Source organism: Sorangium sp. So ce1153 (assembly GCF_051521595.1).
GTDB lineage: Bacteria > Myxococcota_A > Polyangia > Polyangiales > Polyangiaceae > Sorangium.
This window is the reverse complement of record NZ_CP150361.1, coordinates 4,049,493-4,065,806: the sequence shown is the minus strand read 5'-3', so window position 1 is coordinate 4,065,806 and position 16,314 is coordinate 4,049,493. Positions and strand designations below refer to the sequence as shown.

Annotated in this window: 11 protein-coding genes and 1 pseudogene; 7 read left to right on the top strand and 5 right to left on the bottom strand. The window is 71.4% G+C overall.

From position 1 onward, the window contains the following. Positions 1–104 precede the first annotated feature (104 nt). Entirely contained in the window at positions 105–254 is a 150-nt protein-coding gene (locus WME85_RS14430) for an acyl-CoA dehydrogenase family protein (protein WP_437838697.1), read from the top strand. On the opposite strand, the gene WME85_RS14425 is transcribed toward WME85_RS14430, so the two are convergent. Continuing rightward, entirely contained in the window at positions 255–407 is a 153-nt protein-coding gene (locus WME85_RS14425) for a hypothetical protein (protein ID WP_437842655.1), read from the bottom strand. Here WME85_RS14425 and sfnG point away from each other — a divergent pair. After that, positions 346–1,400, top strand: a pseudogene (sfnG, locus tag WME85_RS14420) (dimethylsulfone monooxygenase SfnG). The gene WME85_RS14425 and the pseudogene sfnG sit on opposite strands and share 62 nt — an antisense overlap. Before the next feature lie 423 nt (positions 1,401–1,823). Then, complete coding sequence (locus WME85_RS14415) at positions 1,824–2,252, top strand: hypothetical protein (RefSeq protein ID WP_437838695.1); 429 nt, start codon at positions 1,824–1,826, stop codon at positions 2,250–2,252. A 275-nt stretch (positions 2,253–2,527) separates the two neighbouring features. On the opposite strand, the gene WME85_RS14410 is transcribed toward WME85_RS14415, so the two are convergent. After that, entirely contained in the window at positions 2,528–2,965 is a 438-nt protein-coding gene (locus tag WME85_RS14410; RefSeq protein ID WP_437838693.1) for a hypothetical protein, read from the bottom strand. 344 nt (positions 2,966–3,309) lie between these two features. Here WME85_RS14410 and WME85_RS14405 point away from each other — a divergent pair, with 344 nt between their 5' ends. Together WME85_RS14405 and WME85_RS14400 are read left to right on the top strand one after the other, a co-directional pair. Next, positions 3,310–7,278 carry a protein kinase domain-containing protein gene (locus WME85_RS14405; protein WP_437838691.1) on the top strand — a complete coding sequence of 1,323 codons (3,969 nt, stop codon included), beginning with the start codon at positions 3,310–3,312 and terminating at the stop codon, positions 7,276–7,278. Positions 7,279–7,522: 244 nt separating this feature from the next. Next, positions 7,523–8,659 carry a lipase family protein gene (locus tag WME85_RS14400; RefSeq protein ID WP_437838689.1) on the top strand — a complete coding sequence of 379 codons (1,137 nt, stop codon included), beginning with the start codon at positions 7,523–7,525 and terminating at the stop codon, positions 8,657–8,659. A gap of 54 nt (positions 8,660–8,713) precedes the next feature. Here WME85_RS14400 and WME85_RS14395 read toward each other — a convergent pair whose 3' ends face one another. The 3 genes from WME85_RS14395 to WME85_RS14385 all read right to left on the bottom strand — a co-directional run bounded on the left by WME85_RS14395 (position 8,714) and on the right by WME85_RS14385 (position 10,806). Beyond that, the gene (locus tag WME85_RS14395) at positions 8,714–9,970 is read right to left on the bottom strand and encodes a radical SAM protein (RefSeq protein WP_437838687.1); all 1,257 of its coding nucleotides are present in this window, start codon (positions 9,968–9,970) and stop codon (positions 8,714–8,716) included. Between the two features lie 99 nt (positions 9,971–10,069). Then, positions 10,070–10,309: a hypothetical protein gene (locus tag WME85_RS14390; RefSeq protein WP_437838686.1), complete on the bottom strand. Its 240-nt coding sequence runs from the start codon at positions 10,307–10,309 to the stop codon at positions 10,070–10,072. Between the two features lie 224 nt (positions 10,310–10,533). Then, the gene (locus tag WME85_RS14385; RefSeq protein ID WP_437838684.1) at positions 10,534–10,806 is read right to left on the bottom strand and encodes a hypothetical protein; all 273 of its coding nucleotides are present in this window, start codon (positions 10,804–10,806) and stop codon (positions 10,534–10,536) included. Positions 10,807–11,083: 277 nt separating this feature from the next. On the opposite strand from WME85_RS14385, the gene WME85_RS14380 reads away from it, so the two are divergent. Further along, the gene (locus WME85_RS14380; RefSeq protein WP_437838682.1) at positions 11,084–13,816 is read left to right on the top strand and encodes a DUF2169 domain-containing protein; all 2,733 of its coding nucleotides are present in this window, start codon (positions 11,084–11,086) and stop codon (positions 13,814–13,816) included. Between the two features lie 97 nt (positions 13,817–13,913). Continuing rightward, a complete protein-coding gene (locus tag WME85_RS14375; RefSeq protein WP_437838680.1) occupies positions 13,914–16,313 on the top strand; it encodes a type VI secretion system Vgr family protein in 2,400 nt (799 codons plus the stop codon). Position 16,314: the final 1 nt, after the last annotated feature.

Sequence of the window (16,314 nt, the reverse complement as noted above, 5' to 3'; positions counted from 1 at the left end):
ACACGCGGCACGCGCACCGCGGGGTACCGGCCGGACAGGGGCTCGCCTGACCGGGACGAGGGAAAGAGCCATCGGCGCGCCTGCGCCGTCACGAGGAGAGAGACATGGCGAGACGAGATGATGCTGCGATCCGCGAGAGCGTGAGGGCGATTGTCGCCGCCGTGATCGCGCCGAACGCCGAGCGGGTCGATCGCGAAGGGACCTTCCCGCGCGAGAACTTCGAGGCGCTCGCACGGGGTCGCGCGGATGAGTGATCACGGAAAGACTGCGCAAACGACGCAATCCACGACATCGACGGCATCGACGGGGTCGGCGGCGCGCGCCCCGGTGAAGTTCGCGTACTGGGTGCCGAACGTCAGCGGCGGCCTCGTGGTGAGCAAGATCGAGCAGCGGACGCACTGGGGCATCGACTATAACCGGAAGCTCGCCCGGCTCGCCGAGGACAGCGGCTTCGAGTACGCGCTCAGCCGGTCCGTTACATGGCGAGCTACGGCGCCGAGAACCAGCACGAGTCGACGTCGTTCAGCCTCGCGCTGCTGCTCGCGACCGAGCGGCTCCGGGTGATCGCGGCCGTCCACCCGGGGCTGTGGCACCCCGGGGTGCTCGCGAAGCTCGGCGCGACGGCCGACGATCTGTCGAGCGGACGGTTCGCGGTCAACGTCGTGAGCGGCTGATTCAAGGGGGAGTTCACCGCCCTCGGCGAGCCGTGGCTCGAGCACGACGAGCGATACAGGCGCTCGGAGGAGTTCATCCGGGCGCTCCGGGGCATCTGGACCGAGGACCACTTCTCGCTGCGGGGGGACTTCTACCGGATCAATGACTTCACGCTGAAGCCGAAGCCGGTGCAGAAGCCGCACCCCGAGATCTTCCAGGGAGGCAACTCGAAGGCGGCGCGGCAGATGGCCGCGCGGGTGGCGGACTGGTACTTCATGAACGGCAACTCCATCGAGGGCGTCCGCGCCCAGGTGACCGAGATCCAGGAGCTCGCCGCGCGCGAGGGGCGACGCGTGAAGTTCGGCCTGAACGCCTTCATCATCGCCCGCGACACCGAGGAGGAGGCGAAGCAGGTCCTGCGCGACATCATCGCTCACGCGGACGTGGAGGCGGTGAACGGCTTCGGCGAGGCCGTGCGGCAGGCCGGCCGGGCGTCGCCGGAGCGCGAGGGCATGTGGGCCAACTCGAACTTCGAGGATCTCGTGCAGTACAACGACGGGTTCCGCACGGGCCTCATCGGCACGCCCGAGCAGATCGCGCGGCGGATCGTCGCCTATCAGGCGGCCGGGGTCGACCTGGTGCTGGGCGGGTTCCTGCACTACCTCGAAGACGTGGAGCAGTTCGGGAAGAAGGTCCTCCCGATCGTCCGCGAGCTCGAGGCCGACGAGGCCCGCAAGGCGGCCTGAAGTCGTCCGGCGCCCAGGGCTCGCGGAGAGCTCTGCCAGGCCTGACCCAGGCCGGCGCCGGGATCCTCGAACCGACGCGCACGGTCAACAGCCTCCATGCGCGAGGCATGCGACATGCAACCACGCTGCGCCCGCCGGGCAGCGGGGGCGCTGGGCGCGCCGACGGCGGCCAGTCCTCCGGGCCGGGAGCGCGACCCGAGCGCAGCGATTGCGTGTCCGGCCTGACAGGCGCGCAAACGATGCTGCCGTAGGGGCTGCCGTGAGCCTCTGGATGAAGTCCAGCTTCCCTATGGAGCCGTGGCGCGCGAGATGCAAGTCCGGCAGGTGTACGGAGGTCGGCGGGCAAAACGAGGAGGGATCTGTATGGGCTCAACGCATCTCGGCATGGCAACGAGCTGTAGGCGCGCTTCGTCGGCGCCGCGCATGACACAGGGCGGCGCGACGGTCACTCCTGGCGCACGGGCGCCGGCGCCCTCCGAGAAGGCAGCCGAACCACCATCCGCCGTCGCCGGCGCGCTGGCCCGCGCCGCCGAGGCCGAGCGCGGCGAGCGCAGCGAGTCGTGGGAGCTCTGCAGCGCGCTGCTTGCCGTGGGCGTCGGCTGGCTCGCCTGGTCGTCGCAGCCAGCACCGAGCGCCCACGCCGTGCTGTTCGTCGCGCTCTGCCTGGCGCTCGTCGCGATCGAGCACCGCCGGGCCGGGGCGCGGTTCCGGAGCGCGATCGCTGCGGCCGGGGTGGCGCACGGCCTCACGGCAGGCGAGGCAGCGCGCGAGGCGTGGCGGCAGGACGCGGCCTTCCGCGCCGCCCGCGCCGCGGGGCAGGGCGTCATGGGCGCTGACGCGGAGCGCCGCTGAACGACCTCGCTCGCCGGCGGCGGCCCCGCAGCGCCTCGCGACGTCCGGCATGAATTGCGCGCCCGGCGGCCATCGTGAGGCGCCTGCCATGGGCGCACGGAGCGACACGGGGGCGGGCGGCCCGCGCACGAGACGCCGGAGCGCGGCGCCGCCCGCTAGCAGCTGGCCGCCCAGGGCTCTCCCCCTCGCCGTCTCGCGCTGACGTCATCGGCGACTCCTCCCTTGTCGCGGCGCCGTCCCCGGCCGGCTCCCTCGCGAGCGCTGCGGCGCCGCCCTCACCCGCACCGCGGGCGCCAGCCGCCCCCCACGTCGCGCTCGCGGAACTCGGGGCGCAGCTCGCTGCGGGCGTCGGGCGCGAGCAGCTCGCAGGGGTCGAAGTAATGGGTCGTCCGCGCCTGCGCGGCGATGGGCGGCAGATCGCCGGAGAACTCGGGCACGCCGGGGCAGCGATGGTGCCAGAGCGCACGGCGGTCCGGGACCTCGCCGAAGCAAAGCACCTCCTTCACGCCGCCGTTGCAGTTCGTGCTCACGACGAGCACCGGCCCCGGCAGCGGCGCGGCGCGGTGGACCCGGATGACCACGTCGTGGTGAAACTCGCCCTGCTTCCAGTGGGCCAGGAGATCGAACTCGCCATGTCGATCCCGGACCTCCTGCAGCAGCGAGCCGAGATCCATGGCGTCGGCGAGGGCTCGGACAGACGCGTGCGCTTCCATCGATGCGATGCTCCTTCTGGGCCAGCTGTTACCCACGTTGTAGCACAGTGTCCTCGCGGCGCCGGTCGCGCGCGGCTCCCGCGAAACCCGCGCGGAGGAGCGTCGCGGCGCGGTGTCGCTGAACGACAAAGACGTTGTCACCCCCGCTCAAGCCTGTTCGAGGACCGGCGGTGACTGGCCCCGGTGGCGGCCGGATTCCGACGGGGCAATGGGCAGAAATGCCCAGTGTTCTTCCCGCCTTCATGGAAGCTCTCTCCAGACCGAGGCGCGCGGCGGCTCGCCTCGCGGCGGCGCGGAACGGCGATGGCGAATGCGCCGGTGTTCCATGAGATACTCGAGACACGATGACACCGGGGGAGCGTCTGGGGGACCGCTACACCATCGAGCGGCAGGCGGGGAAGGGCGGGCTCGGCACGGTCTACCGCGCGCGCGACGCCACGAGCGGCGCGCCGGTGGCGATCAAGGTCCTGCGCGACCCGACCCCCGACAAGCGCGGCCGGTTCGCCCGCGAGGCGCGCGCGCTGGCCGCCCTCTCGCACCCCTGCATCGTCCGCTACGTCGACCACGGGCTGACGCCGGACGGCGAGCTCTTCCTCGCCATGGAGTGGCTCGAGGGGGAGGACCTCGCGGCGCGGATCGCCCGCGGGAGGCTGGAGCCCGCCGCCGCGCTCAAGGTCCTGACCCGGGTGTCCGAGGGGCTCGCTTTCGCGCACGCGCAGGGCGTCATCCACCGCGACATCAAGCCCCAGAACATCTTCCTCCCGGGCGGAGAGCTCGAGCGGGCGACGATCGTCGACCTCGGCCTCGCGCGCCTCGGGGACGCGACGTCGTCGCTGACGCACACAGGGGCGACGGTGGGCACGCCGTCGTTCATGGCGCCGGAGCAGGTGGCCGGCGAGGGCGCGGTCGACGCCCGCGCGGACATCTACTCGCTCGGGTGCGTCCTCTTCGCCTGCCTCACCGGCAGGCCGCCCTTCGCCGCGGCGCACCCGTTCGCCGTGCTGGCCAGGGTGCTCTTCGAGGAAGCGCCGCGCCCGAGCGGGCTCGCGCCCGGGCTGCCGCCGGAGCTCGACGCCTTCGTGACGCGGCTGCTCGCCAAGCGGCCGGAGGAGCGCCCGGAGGCGAGGGTGGTCCTCGCGGAGCTGCGGGCGCTCGAGGCGCTCGTCGCGGAGTCGTCGGTGACAGCGCCCGCGTCGGTCGGCCTGACGCGCCGCGAGCGGCGCCTCGTGAGCGTCATCCTCGCGCTCGCGCCCGACGCGGCGGCCGGCGGGCACATCTCCGCCGACTCGCGCGCCCCCACCGCCTCCCTCAGCGACGCCCCGCTGCTGAGCACGCTCTACAGCACGTCGCAGTCGCTCCGGCAGGTGGCGGCCCGGCACGGCGCCCACCTCGAGCTCCTGCGGGACGGCTCCCTCGCGGCCGTCATCACCGGCGCGGGCTCGCCGACGGACCTCGCCGTGAGCGCCGGGCGCTGCGCCATCGCCCTCCGCGAGCTCTTGCCCGGCGCGCGCGTGGCGCTCTCGACCGGGTGGGACGAGCTCGAGAGGACCCAGCCCATGGGGCAGGTCATCGATCGCGCGAGCGCGCTGCTCACGGGGAGCACGGCCGACCGCGCGCTCCACAACGCGGGGAGCGGGGCGCCCATCCTCCTCGACCGGATGACCGCGGATCTCCTGGGCGACCGCTTCGAGGTGTCCCTCGACGGCACGGGGCTGGCGCTGCTCGGCGAGCTCGAGCCGGCGGACGAGGCGCGCAAGCTGCTCGGCAAGCCGACGCGGTGCGCGGGGCGCGAGCGCGAGCTGATCCTCCTGCAGGCGACCTTCGACGAGTGCGTCGCCGAGTCCGAGGCCCGCGCGGTGCTGGTCACGGCGGAGGCCGGCGTGGGCAAGTCGCGCCTGCGCCACGAGCTCGCGCGGCGCCTCGCCGGCCGCGGCGAGGCCTTCGAGCTGTGGATCGCGCGCGGCGATCCGATGCGGCTGGGCGCGCCGTTCGGCATGCTGGGCCAGGTGGTCCGCCGCGCCGCGCGGCTGCTCGACGGCGAGCCGCTCGACGCGCGGCGGCAGAAGCTCGCCGCGCGCGTGGCGGTGAACGTCGCCGAGCCGCTGCGGCGGCAGGTCGCCGAGTTCCTGGGCGAGATGGTGGGCACGCCCTTCCCGGAGGACGAGAGCGTGCTGCTCCGGGCGGCGCGGCAGGACCCGAAGCTCATGGGCGATCAGACGCAGGCGGCCTGGGTCGAGCTCGCGCGCGCCGAGTGCCGGGCGCGGCCGCTCTTGCTCGTGCTGGAGGACCTGCACTGGGGCGACCGGCCCACGGTCGAGTACGTCGACGCGGCGCTCCGGGTCCTCGAGGGCGAGCGGCTGATGGTCCTCGCGCTCGCGCGCCCCGAGGTGCGCGAGGCCTTCCCGGACCTGTGGAGCAAGCGGGCGCTGACCGACCTGCGGCTCACGCCGCTCTCGCGGAGGACGTGCGAGAAGCTCGTCGGCGAGGCGCTCGCGGGGCTCGACGCCGAGGGCGTCGCGCGGATCGTCGATCGCTCGGGGGGCAACGCGTTCTTCCTCGAGGAGCTCGTGCGCGCCGCGGCGGAGGGCCACGGCGGCGGCGTCCCGGAGACGGTGCTCGCGATGATGCAGTCGCGCCTGGAGGGGCTCGCGCCCGACGCGCGGCGGGTGCTGCGCGCGGGCAGCGTGTTCGGGGGCGTGTTCTGGCGCGGCGCGGCGGGCGCGCTGCTCGGCGCCGAGGTGGACGGGCCGCACCTCGACGCCTGCCTGGAGGAGCTCGCGCGGAGCGAGCTCCTCTCGCGCCTGCAGGAGTCGACGTTCCAGGGCGAGGTGGAGTACGCCTTCCGGCACGCGCTCGTGCGCGACGCGGCCTACGAGATGCTGACCGAGGAGGACCGGCTGCTCGGCCACCGCCTCGCGGGCGCGTGGCTCGCCCAGGCCGGCGAGACCGACGCCATGGTCCTCGCCAAGCACTTCGAGCGCGGCGGCGAGCTCGAGCGCGCGATCGACTGCTACCGGCGCGCGGCCGAGCAGGCGCTCGGCGGCAACGACTACGCGGCGGTGATCGAGCGCGCCGAGCGCGCGGTCGCGTGCGGCGCGGCCGGCGAGGCGCTCGGCGAGGTCGAGACGGTCCAGGCGGAGGCGTACCGCTTCCGGGGCGAGAGCGCGGCGGCCGAGCTGCACGCGACGATGGCGATGCTGGCGCTGCCCGAGGGGAGCGCGTCGTGGTGCCGCGCGCTGGGCGTCGCGCTCTGGGCCTCCAACCTCGTGGGTCGCGGGGACGCCGTCGTCGCGATCGCCAGGACGCTGTGCGCCCGGTGGTCGGCCGAGGCGGTGACCGGGCCCGAGCTCGGCGCCATGGCGCAGGCGGCGCTGGTCCTGCTCTACATGAAGGGCCAGTGCGAGGAGACGGCGGCGCTCTCGTCGCGCATCGACGCGTCGTTCGGGCGCTTCCAGCACGACCCGACCGTCAGCGCGCCCATCCTGCGGCTGCGCACGCTCCACGCGATCCTGGCCGGGGACGTCGGCGCCGCCTGGGAGCTCTGCGAGGCGTCGGTGCGCTGCTTCGAGGCGGCTGGCGACGTGCGCGGCGCCTGCGGGGCGCGCATCAACGCCGGTCATTTCTGCAACGAGCTCGGCGCCTACGCCGACGCCGCGCGCCAGCTCCGCGCCGCGCTGGCCGACACGGGGCGGCTCGGCCTGCTGTTCATGGCGGCGGTCGCGAAGGAGAACCTCGGCCGCACGCTCCTCCTGCTCGGCGATCTCGACGAGGCGCGCGCCCTGCTCGACGACGCGCTCCGGTCGTTCATCGCGTCGGGCGACCGGCGGATGGAGGGCGGCACCTACGTCTACCTCGCGGAGGTATCGCGGGTCGCGGGGGACCTCGACCGCGCCGAGGCCGAGGCGCGCCGCGGCTGCGAGCTGCTCGCCGGCGTCGCGCCGCTCATCCCGTGCGCGCTGGGCATCCTGGCGGGGGTGCTGCTCGCCGCGGGGCGCGCCGCCGAGGCGCTCGAGGCCGTGAACCGGGCCGCGGAGCTCGCCGCCCCGATCATCGCCGCGCAGGGGCACCTCGAGGAGGGCGAGTCGCAGATCTACCTGGTGCGGGCGGAGGCCCTCGAGGCGTGCGGCGCGCACGGGGAGGCCCGCGCCGCGATCGCGACCGCCCGCGAACGGCTGCTGGAGCGCACGGCGCGGATCGCGAACCCCGCGTGGCGGGCGGGCTTCCTGGAGAACGTGCCCGAGCACGCGCGCACGCTCGCGCTCGCCCGCGCGTGGTTGGGCGAGCGCGACGGCGCAGGCCTGCCCCCGTCATGAGCGACCGCGCCGCGCGCCGGAGTAGACGGACGGCTTGAAAAGCGACCCGAGCCGGTAGCGGCCGCTCCTCACAAGGAGCTCACCCGCCCGTTGCGACGGTGCGGGTCGGGTCCTACGAAAGTAAGACGAAGAGACGAGTGCTCCCATGCCTCATGGGCGCCAAGGCAACGTCAGCGCCATGACGGCTGCCGCAGCCCCGCGCGGACACCGGGTCGTGTTACGTCGATACACGGAGGGGACGATCATGAAGTTCCATCATCCTGCGCGAAGTCCCGGTGAGGTTGTTCCCGACCAGATATCGTCTGTCTCGGATGGTGCCATCGCCCGCATGGATCGGCAAGAGAGCGCAAAAAGCGAGGGCAACCACCAGCTGGTCGATTACATGGTGAGCGCGGGGGAGGGCCACGACCCGGTGATCACGGCGACGCTCGCCAGGGCATCGATGTGGGCTTACTCGGAACTTACCGAGTTTCAGTTGATGCTGAAACAGCAGGGACTCGATTGCCTGTGTGTCAAGGTCACTTTCGAGAATGAAGCGCTCTTCGTGTCCCCGTACGCGTACTTCGCACAGAGCAGAGACGGGCGGCTGGCGATCCTCTGCTTCCGGGGAACACGGCCAGTAAGCCTCATCACGTGGCTCATGAGCACGAACGTCCGGACCGCCGCGTTCCGTTGGGGAGGATTCGTACACGGCGGCTTCTATCGCGCCACCTCGGCCCTGTGGCCGAGGCTCAAACTGTACCTGGGTGCTGCGATGAGAGGCAAATCCATCTGCCGCACTCTGCACGAGGTGCGGCCCCCCAAGTCCTGTTCTCCGCGGCGCTCGGTGGAGGGAGCCGCCAGGCGTCGCCGCGGGGCGCGAAGCGAGCCTGACGAGGCGCCCCGGTCCACGCTGAAGGCTCTCTACATCACGGGTCACAGCCTGGGCGGCGCGCTGGCGGTCCTCACCGCGGCGCGCATCTGCACCAACGGCGACGTCGAGGGACTCAGGAGCGCGCTCCGCGGCGTGTATACCTTCGGGCAGCCGATGGTCGGCGACAGGACCTTCGCCCGCACCGTCGGGAGGAAATTCGAGCGCAAGCTCTTCCGGCACATCTATCGCAACGACATCGTGCCGCGCTTACCGCCACGCACTTTGGGTCATTTCGAACATTTCGGCCAGGAGTACATCGAAAAAAGCGGCAACTGGATGTACCGAAGGGAAACGACGGAACAAGCCCCGTATTTGGTGCTGTACATGGCTTTCGGGATCCTGGCGTTGATCATGGATCAGTTCCCGCGCTTCAGGCGCGTCCGTCTGCCAGTCTCCTGGAGCGACCACTCGCCGCTATATTACCTGCTCACCTCGCAGAAGCTCGAGCCCGGATCCGAGTTCGAATGACACCGGCGCGTCACGGCGACGAAGCGTCCCAGTTGACCCATCGTGTCGGCGAGCTCATGCCCGCTCCGCTCTCTCGGTATCGCGCCGCTCGTCAGCGCGGCCGCCGGCCTCGCACGCCGTCGCGCGCCCTGAGGCCGCGGCGAGCAGATGGGGAGGCAGCGAGTCGATGACGCGCCTCCGGATGTGATGGATGAGCTTCAGCAGGTCGGGGCAGTACACGGAGGGGTTGTCGAACCGCCGCTCGCGGCTGAAGCGGTGCGGCATGTACCCGCCTCCGCACACGTCGCGCAGCTCGCAGGCGCGGCACTGCGCGCAGAGCTCGGATACGCCGCCCAGCATATTGCGCAGTATGGAGGACCGGTACGCTTCGTCGATCTCGTTGCGCAGCACGTTGATGCCGAGCTTGGTGATGCCGTTCTCGCAGCACTTGAAGGCGTCCGTCGGCTCGATGCCGCCGTCGGTCTCGATGATGATCGCGCCCACCGGCTTTCCGCCGATGTTGTCGGTGCTCATCGGATGCCCGAAGAGCAGGCGCAGGATGTTCTCGAAGTACCTCACGTGGCGATCCGGCCGATTCTGCTCGAACCAGAGATCGAAGAACTCGATCATCCAGTCGCCGTGCGACACAGCGCCCGAGGGCGGCGCGTGCGCGTGGTTCGCGTGGGGGAGGTTGACCTCCAGGCCCGGGACATCCAGGAACTGCCACAGATCGAACATCTCGCGGGGGGGGATATCCGTGTTGATCACCGCGAGCACGTTGGCGAAGATCCCGGGACCCAGACGGTGGGCTTGGAGGCGCCGGATCGCCGTCACCACGTCGTCGAACGAGCCGCGGCCCTGATGGTCCACTCGATGGCGATCATGAAACCGCTTCGGACCGTCGATGCTGAGGCCCACGCGCACGGAAAGCTCGGCGAGGAGCTCGATCCATGCATCGTCGATCAGGACGCCGTTCGACTGGACGGTGAAGCACGACGACACACCGCCCTGATCAAGCGTGAGCCTGACCTGCTCAACCCACGCGTGGAAGCGCTGCCTGCCGAGGAGCAGGGGCTCTCCGCCGTGCGCGATGATGTGCACGCCCGCGACGCCGTGCCGACCTGCGTGCGACAGGATGCGCCGACACATCGCCGCCGTGACTTCCTCGCGCATGATCGCCGGCTGGCTCCTGTAGGTCTGATCCGCCAGGTTGTACATGTAGCAATAGCTACAGTTGAGATTGCAGCGGCTCACGAGCTTGACGACATAGGTCGAGATGGGCACGGCGTGCTCTGGCTCGCCCACGACGGGCAGCCTCATCATCGGTTCCATGGCTGTGGCTTCTCCCCCACGAGGTGGTCGGCAGAGGACCACGAGGTGGTCGGCAGAGTACGGGCTGCGCCCTGCGCTCGTGCCGCCGCGCTCCCAGCGCTATACGCGCGGCCCCGGCGCAGAGGCGAAATCCTCCCACTCGCCGAGGGTGAGCGAATCGCAGCGCCTCCGGCCCTGGCGCAGCTCCGCCACCGAGAGGATGGCTGATCTCACCGCCTCTTGCCGGATGCTCGCCAGTTGCTCCTCGGTGAGCATCAGCGCGGTGAGATCGGGATTCACAGGACCGCCGTCGTGCGGCGCGGCGGCGGCTTGCGAGGACTCCTTGCTGTCCATGCTCATCTCTGAACTCCTCCCCCTGGGCGCCGGAGCTCGTCCCGAGGCCGGGAGCCCGTGCTGGTCACCGTGGGTTGCGCGGGCCCCTCCGACCACGGAGGGCAGTCCTGAAAATCACATCAGGATCGCTGTCAAGCGGCGCCTCGCGGCGCACGGGCGCACACGACGCGGCATCGTTCCGACCGATGGCTCGGTGCAGGACACCAGGACACGACGACGACCAGGGCCGCTCAGGCGGCGAGGATCGCGCGGCGCACGAACGCCATGTGGAACTGGACGCGCGCCCGCGCGGGCGTGAGCACGGTGACCACGATGGAGACGTGCTGCTCGGCGCGCACGGAGCGGAAGATGAAGTCGAAGCTCTGGACGCGCACCGGGTCGCGGGCGAGATCGAGGAAGCGCCGGGGCGCGTCACCGGCCGCGAGGACTCGCGCCGCGTCCGCCGCTGCTGCCAGCGAGCGAGGCCGCTCGTCTCCGCGCCTCCACGAGGAGGACAGAAGCATCGTGTCCTCACACCGTGCGCGCGGGCGCCCCACACGAGGCGGGCGCCGGAAGATCTTCACAGCGACATGGTCCGGTGAGCAAAGCAAACACTCGATACGAGGTGAGCTCACGCCGACTCCCCCGCTTGCGTCCGAGAGACGCGCCGCGTATCGTCGGTTGCCTGCCCTCCGCGGCGATGAAGGCGCGCAGGCCAGCCGAGATCACGCCGTGCAATCGCCCTGGCCTCTCCCGATCGTTGCCCTGACGCCGGCCTCTTGCGGGGCCGTGCGGTGGCGCATGCAGGGCGCGGAGCGGCTGACGTTCATCGTCAAGGCGACGTTCGCCCTCGTCCACGACAGGAGCGCGGAGCTCGCCGCCCCGGCGGAGCTGGTCCGCTCCGACCGGCCGCGAGACGGGCGGGGCAGCCTGGAGGAGGCGTGCGAGACAGCGCCTTACCTGCCGGGCGCAGGGGTCCTCGTGCGCGGGCACGCGGCCGCGCCGGCGGGGACGACGGCGACGGGGCTCTCGGTGCGGGTGGCGCTCTTCCGCGAGGATCGCTGGCTCCTCGACAAGGTGCTCCACGTGTACGGCGACTGGACGCGCGAGGCCCCGAGCCCGCGGCCGTTCAGCCTGATGCCGCTCGTGTACGAGCGCGCGTACGGCGGTCCGCACATCGACGCGAACCCGGTCGGCGTGGGCGGCGTGGGCGGCGTGGGCGGCGTGGGCGGCGTGGGCTCGGGGATGGCGCTGCCGAACATCGTCGATCCGGCCGATCCGCTGAGGCCAGCGGGCCTCGGGCCGATCGCGAGGCACTGGGCGCCGAGGAGAGGCCTGCTCGCGCGCGACCGGGCGCTCGATCACCCGGTCCCGGAGCTCGATGGCAGCTTCGACTTCCTCCCGGTCCCGGAGCTCGATGGCAGCTTCGACTTCCGCTATTTTCACGCCGCGCCGGCGGACCAGCAGATCGAGCCTTTGCGGGGCGACGAGTGGATCTTCCTCCAGGGGCTGCACCCGCGCTGTCCGTGGCTGCGGTCCAGGCTGCCCTCGGCGCGCGCGCTGGCGCGGCTCTACCGGACCGGGGCGGGGAGCGACGAGGGCGGACAGCCGATCGAGCTCGTCGCCGACACGCTGACCATCGACGCAGATCGCCTGCTCTGCTCGGTGATCTGGCGAGGGAACGTCGCGCTGCCGCCAGGCGACGCGCTGGCCCGGATGCGCGTCGTCGCGGGCGTCGAGGTGCCGGGGCGGCCCCTCCTGTGGCCCTCGGCGGCGGCGGGCCCGGCTTCGTCACGCCCCCGGCCTCCGGCGCCTGGCGTTGCCGGGGACGCGCCAGGGGCCGCGAGGAGCCCCGATATCGAGGGCGAGCGCACGGCGGGCGGCGACGGCAGCCCGGCCGTGGCGGGCATCGCTCGTCCGCTCGCGTCCGTCGCGATCGCCGAGGGAGCGGGCCCACCGGCAGCCCCCGGGACGGAGATCCCGGCGGGGCACTGGAGCGTTGTCACGCAGCAGGTGACGCGGCTGGGCGCGGTGCCTCCCCTGCCCTTCTCGAAGCAAAAGGAAGCGCACTGGAGCGCTGTCACGCAGCAGGTGCCGCTGCTGAGCTCGATACCTCCTCTGCCCTTCTCGCAGCAAAAGGAAGCGCACTGGAGCGCTGTCACGCAGCAGGTGCCGCCGCTGGGCCCGCCGCCTCCCCTGCCCTTCTTGCCCGCGCCCGAGCCGCCGCCACGCCCGGAGCCTCCCCCGGGGTCGGTGCCGTTCGCGATGCCCTTCGCCCGCTCCGGGCTGCACGCCTCGCTGGTCGAGCCGCCTCCTCCGGTGCGGCCGCCGCTGGCCGGGCTCGACGAGACGCACCCTGTCATCGACCAGCCGCATGCGCAGCAGGGGCAGCCGGCGGGCGCGACGCGCGAGGAGGGGGCTGCTGTCGCCGAGCAGCCTCCTTCGCAGCCGCTGCCGGCGGGCGCGACGCGCGACGGGGCTGGCGCCGTCGCGGGACAGCCTTCTTCGCCGGGGCAGCCGGCGCCCTCAGCGCTCGATGAAACGGGTCCTGTCGCGGCACAGCCGCCTTGTCCGGCGCAGCCGGCGCTCGCGAGCACCGATGAGACCAGCCCCGCTGTCGAGGGCCCGCGCTCGCCGGCCGTTGCCGCGCCCGCGCTTCAGCCGGAGCCCCCCGCGCTCGCGACCGACGCCGCGCCCGCCGAGGCGGCGTCGTCTGCGGATGATCTCGCGCCCGCCGACGCCGCCCTCCCCGACGCCGCGCCCGCCGACGCCGCCCACCCCGACGCCGCGCCCGCCGACGCCGCCCACCCCGACGCCGCGCCCGCAGAGCCGCCTCCGCCCGAGCTCGAGGCCCGGGGCCTGCGAGCGACGGTGCTCGCCCGCCTGAGGAGCGGCCAGCCGCTCTACGACCTCGAGCTCGCGGGCGCCGAGCTCGGCGGCATCGACTGGAGCGGCGCCTCCCTCGAGCGCCTGAACCTCGCCGGCGCCACGCTCGCCCGGTGCAACTTCGCCTCGGCGCGCCTCGCCAGGACCAACCTGAGCGGCGCCGATCTGACCGACGCCCGCCTCCACGCGGCCGACCTCACGCGCGCCGACCTCTCCCGCGCGACGCTGGACGGCGCGCAGCTCTGCTCGGCGATCCTCAAGAACGCGGATCTCACCTCGGCCAGGGGCGCGAAGACGAGCTTCGAGGGCGCGTCGCTGGACGGCGCCGATCTGCGGCAGGCGCGCCTGACCGAGGCGGTCTTCGACCGGGCGAGCCTCGCCGACATCAACGGGAGCAAGGCGGACATCTCCCGATCGAGCTTCGCGCACGCCAACCTCGCCGGCGCCATCCTGCGCGCGGCGAAGCTCAAGGAGGCGAGCCTCCCCTGCGCCAACGTCGATGGCGCCGATCTGCGCGAAGCCGATCTCGCCGGCGCCAACGTCTATGGAGTCAAGCTCGCAAACGCGAAGTCGAACGGTGCAATATTACGCTCCTTGGTCGAGATCGCGCCGCCCGAGGGAGACATTAACGTTTCTTCACAAGGTTGACTCCCTGACTCCTTTTCGTCTAGCTCCATAGAACGCCCTCCCTCGGGACCAACAAGGCGGAGCACTCACCACCTCGCACCCCGGAAGAGACACGGCCATGAGCGACCTCATCACGTTTTCCTCGAGCATCCTGCAGGTCCCGGCGCGCGTCGTCGGCTTCCGCGGCGTGGAGGCGATCTCGCGCCCGTACAGGTTCGAGATCTTCCTGTCGATCCCGAGCGAGGGAGAGGACGACACGAACTTCGCGGAGATGGTCGGGGCCCGGGCGCGCCTCTCGATTGACCGCCAGGACGATATCAATCCGCCCTACCTGTTCACCGGCGTGCTCGCCGGGATCGACCTCTTGCACGAGTTCGGGGGCCGCGCGCTGCTGCGGGCGGTGCTCGTGCCGCGGCTCTGGGGGCTCACGCTGTCGAAGCACAGCCGAATCTTCACGAAGAAGAGCGTCCCCGAGGTGATCCAGCTCGTGCTCGAGGAGAACGGCATCACGAGCGCCGATATCGAGCTCAACCTCGGCGGCTACGAGACCGAGGAGCACATCTGCCAGTACCGTGAGAGCGACTTCGACTTCATCTCGCGCTGGATGGAGCGGGAAGGGATCTTCTACCACTTCGAGCACACCGAGGACGGCGAGAAGCTCATCCTCCGCGACAACAAGAGCTACCCCGCCGAGCCGCTCCGCGCGCCGGTCCGCTACCACCCGCAGACGGGCGAGGACCGGAGCGCCTCCGCGTCGTTCCGCACCTTCTCCTGCCAGCACGGGGCGCTGCCGTCGCGGGTGAAGCTCAAGGACTACGACTATGTCCGGCCGCAATTCCCCCTCGCCGGCACGGCGCCCGTGTCCCGGTACGGCGCCGGGGAGATCAGCCTGTATGGCGAGCGCTTCTTCAGCGCCGACGCCGGCAAGCGGCTCGCGCAGCTGCGCGCGGAGGAGTACCTCGCCCGGGAGGCGGTCTATCAGGCCACCGGATCGCGGCTCCACCTGCGCTCGGGGTACACGTTCGAGCTCGAGGACCACCCGCGCGCGCGGTTCAACGCGAAGTACCTCGCCGTCGAGCTGCGCCACCACGGCAACCAGTCCGCGGGGCACGCCGACTTCGAGGAGCTCGTCGGGCTGGAGCACGAGGAGGCCTATCTCGTCGAGGTCTCGGCCATCCCGGCGGCGACGCAGTTCCGGGCGGAGTCGCGCACGGCGTGGCCGCGGATCTACGGTTACGAGAACGGCACGGTCGACGGCTCCGCGTCGAGCGAGTACGCGCAGATCGACGACCACGGGCGCTACCTCGTCAAGCTCAAGTTCGACGAGGCGAGCCCGCGCGACGGCAGCGGCTCCACGTACGTGCGCATGATGCAGCCGCACGGCGGCGGCGTCGAAGGGTTCCACTTCCCGCTGCGCCGGGGGACCGAGGTGGTGCTGAGCTTCCTCGGCGGCGACCCGGATCGGCCCGTGATCTCCGGCGTGGTGCCCAACGTGCTCACGCCGAGCCCGGTGACGAGCGGCAACCACACGAAGAACGTGATCCAGACCGGCGGCAGGAACCGGCTGGAGCTGGAGGATCAGGCCGGGGCGCAGCGCATCACGCTGTCGACGCCTTACTCGAACACGTACCTGAGGATGGGCGCCCCCAACGACAGCCACGAGCTCATCGCCAAGACCGACGCCAACAGCGTGTGGGACTCCGGGAGCAACTTCGACGTGAACGTCGGCAAGCAGGGCGGCGGCAACTGGTCGGTCAACGTCCGCGACCACGTCACGATGGACATCGAGGCGGGCAACTACAAGGCCAAGGCGAACGCCGGAGGAATGGAGTTCTACGCGGCGCAGAAGGTGACCTGGGAGAGCGCCGGCGAGGGCAAGGCCATCCTGGGAGACAAGACCGATCTGATCATGGGCAACCACACCACCCTGCGCATGGGTGAGTTCCTGGTCTGGACCGGCGGAACGGTGACCAACGCGACGTACGGCGACAGCACGACCTACACGATCGGCAACGTGAAGTCGGTGAACTACTCCAACACCGAGGAGATCAAGGAGGGCAATTTCAGGAGCATCGTCCACGGGAACACGTACGACGAGAAGACGGGCACGTTCGAGTCGCACACGTTCGGCACGACGAAGGATTTCAAGCACAGCGACGCCCATACGGTCACGGACGGCAGCACCTACGATCACAAGAAGGGCACCTTCACGTCGCTCACGCAGGGGGCGACCGTCGACGCCAAGCTGTCGGGGGCCCTCGAGTTCACGGTCGGGAGCAAGCTGTCGATGTCGTGCGCCGTCAACGCGGAGGTCGTCATGGGGGTCAAGCTGTCGACGAACCTCGCGGCCTCGGTGGATCTCAAGATGGGTCCGGCCGTGACCATCAAGAACGGTCCGGAGCTGGTCATCCAGAACATCAAGTTCGAGGCCGAGACGATCAGGGTCAGGAACGGGGTCTTCACGCTGAAGAACGTCGCCGCCCACATCAACAGGAGCGGCATCTTCATGGTCACCTGAT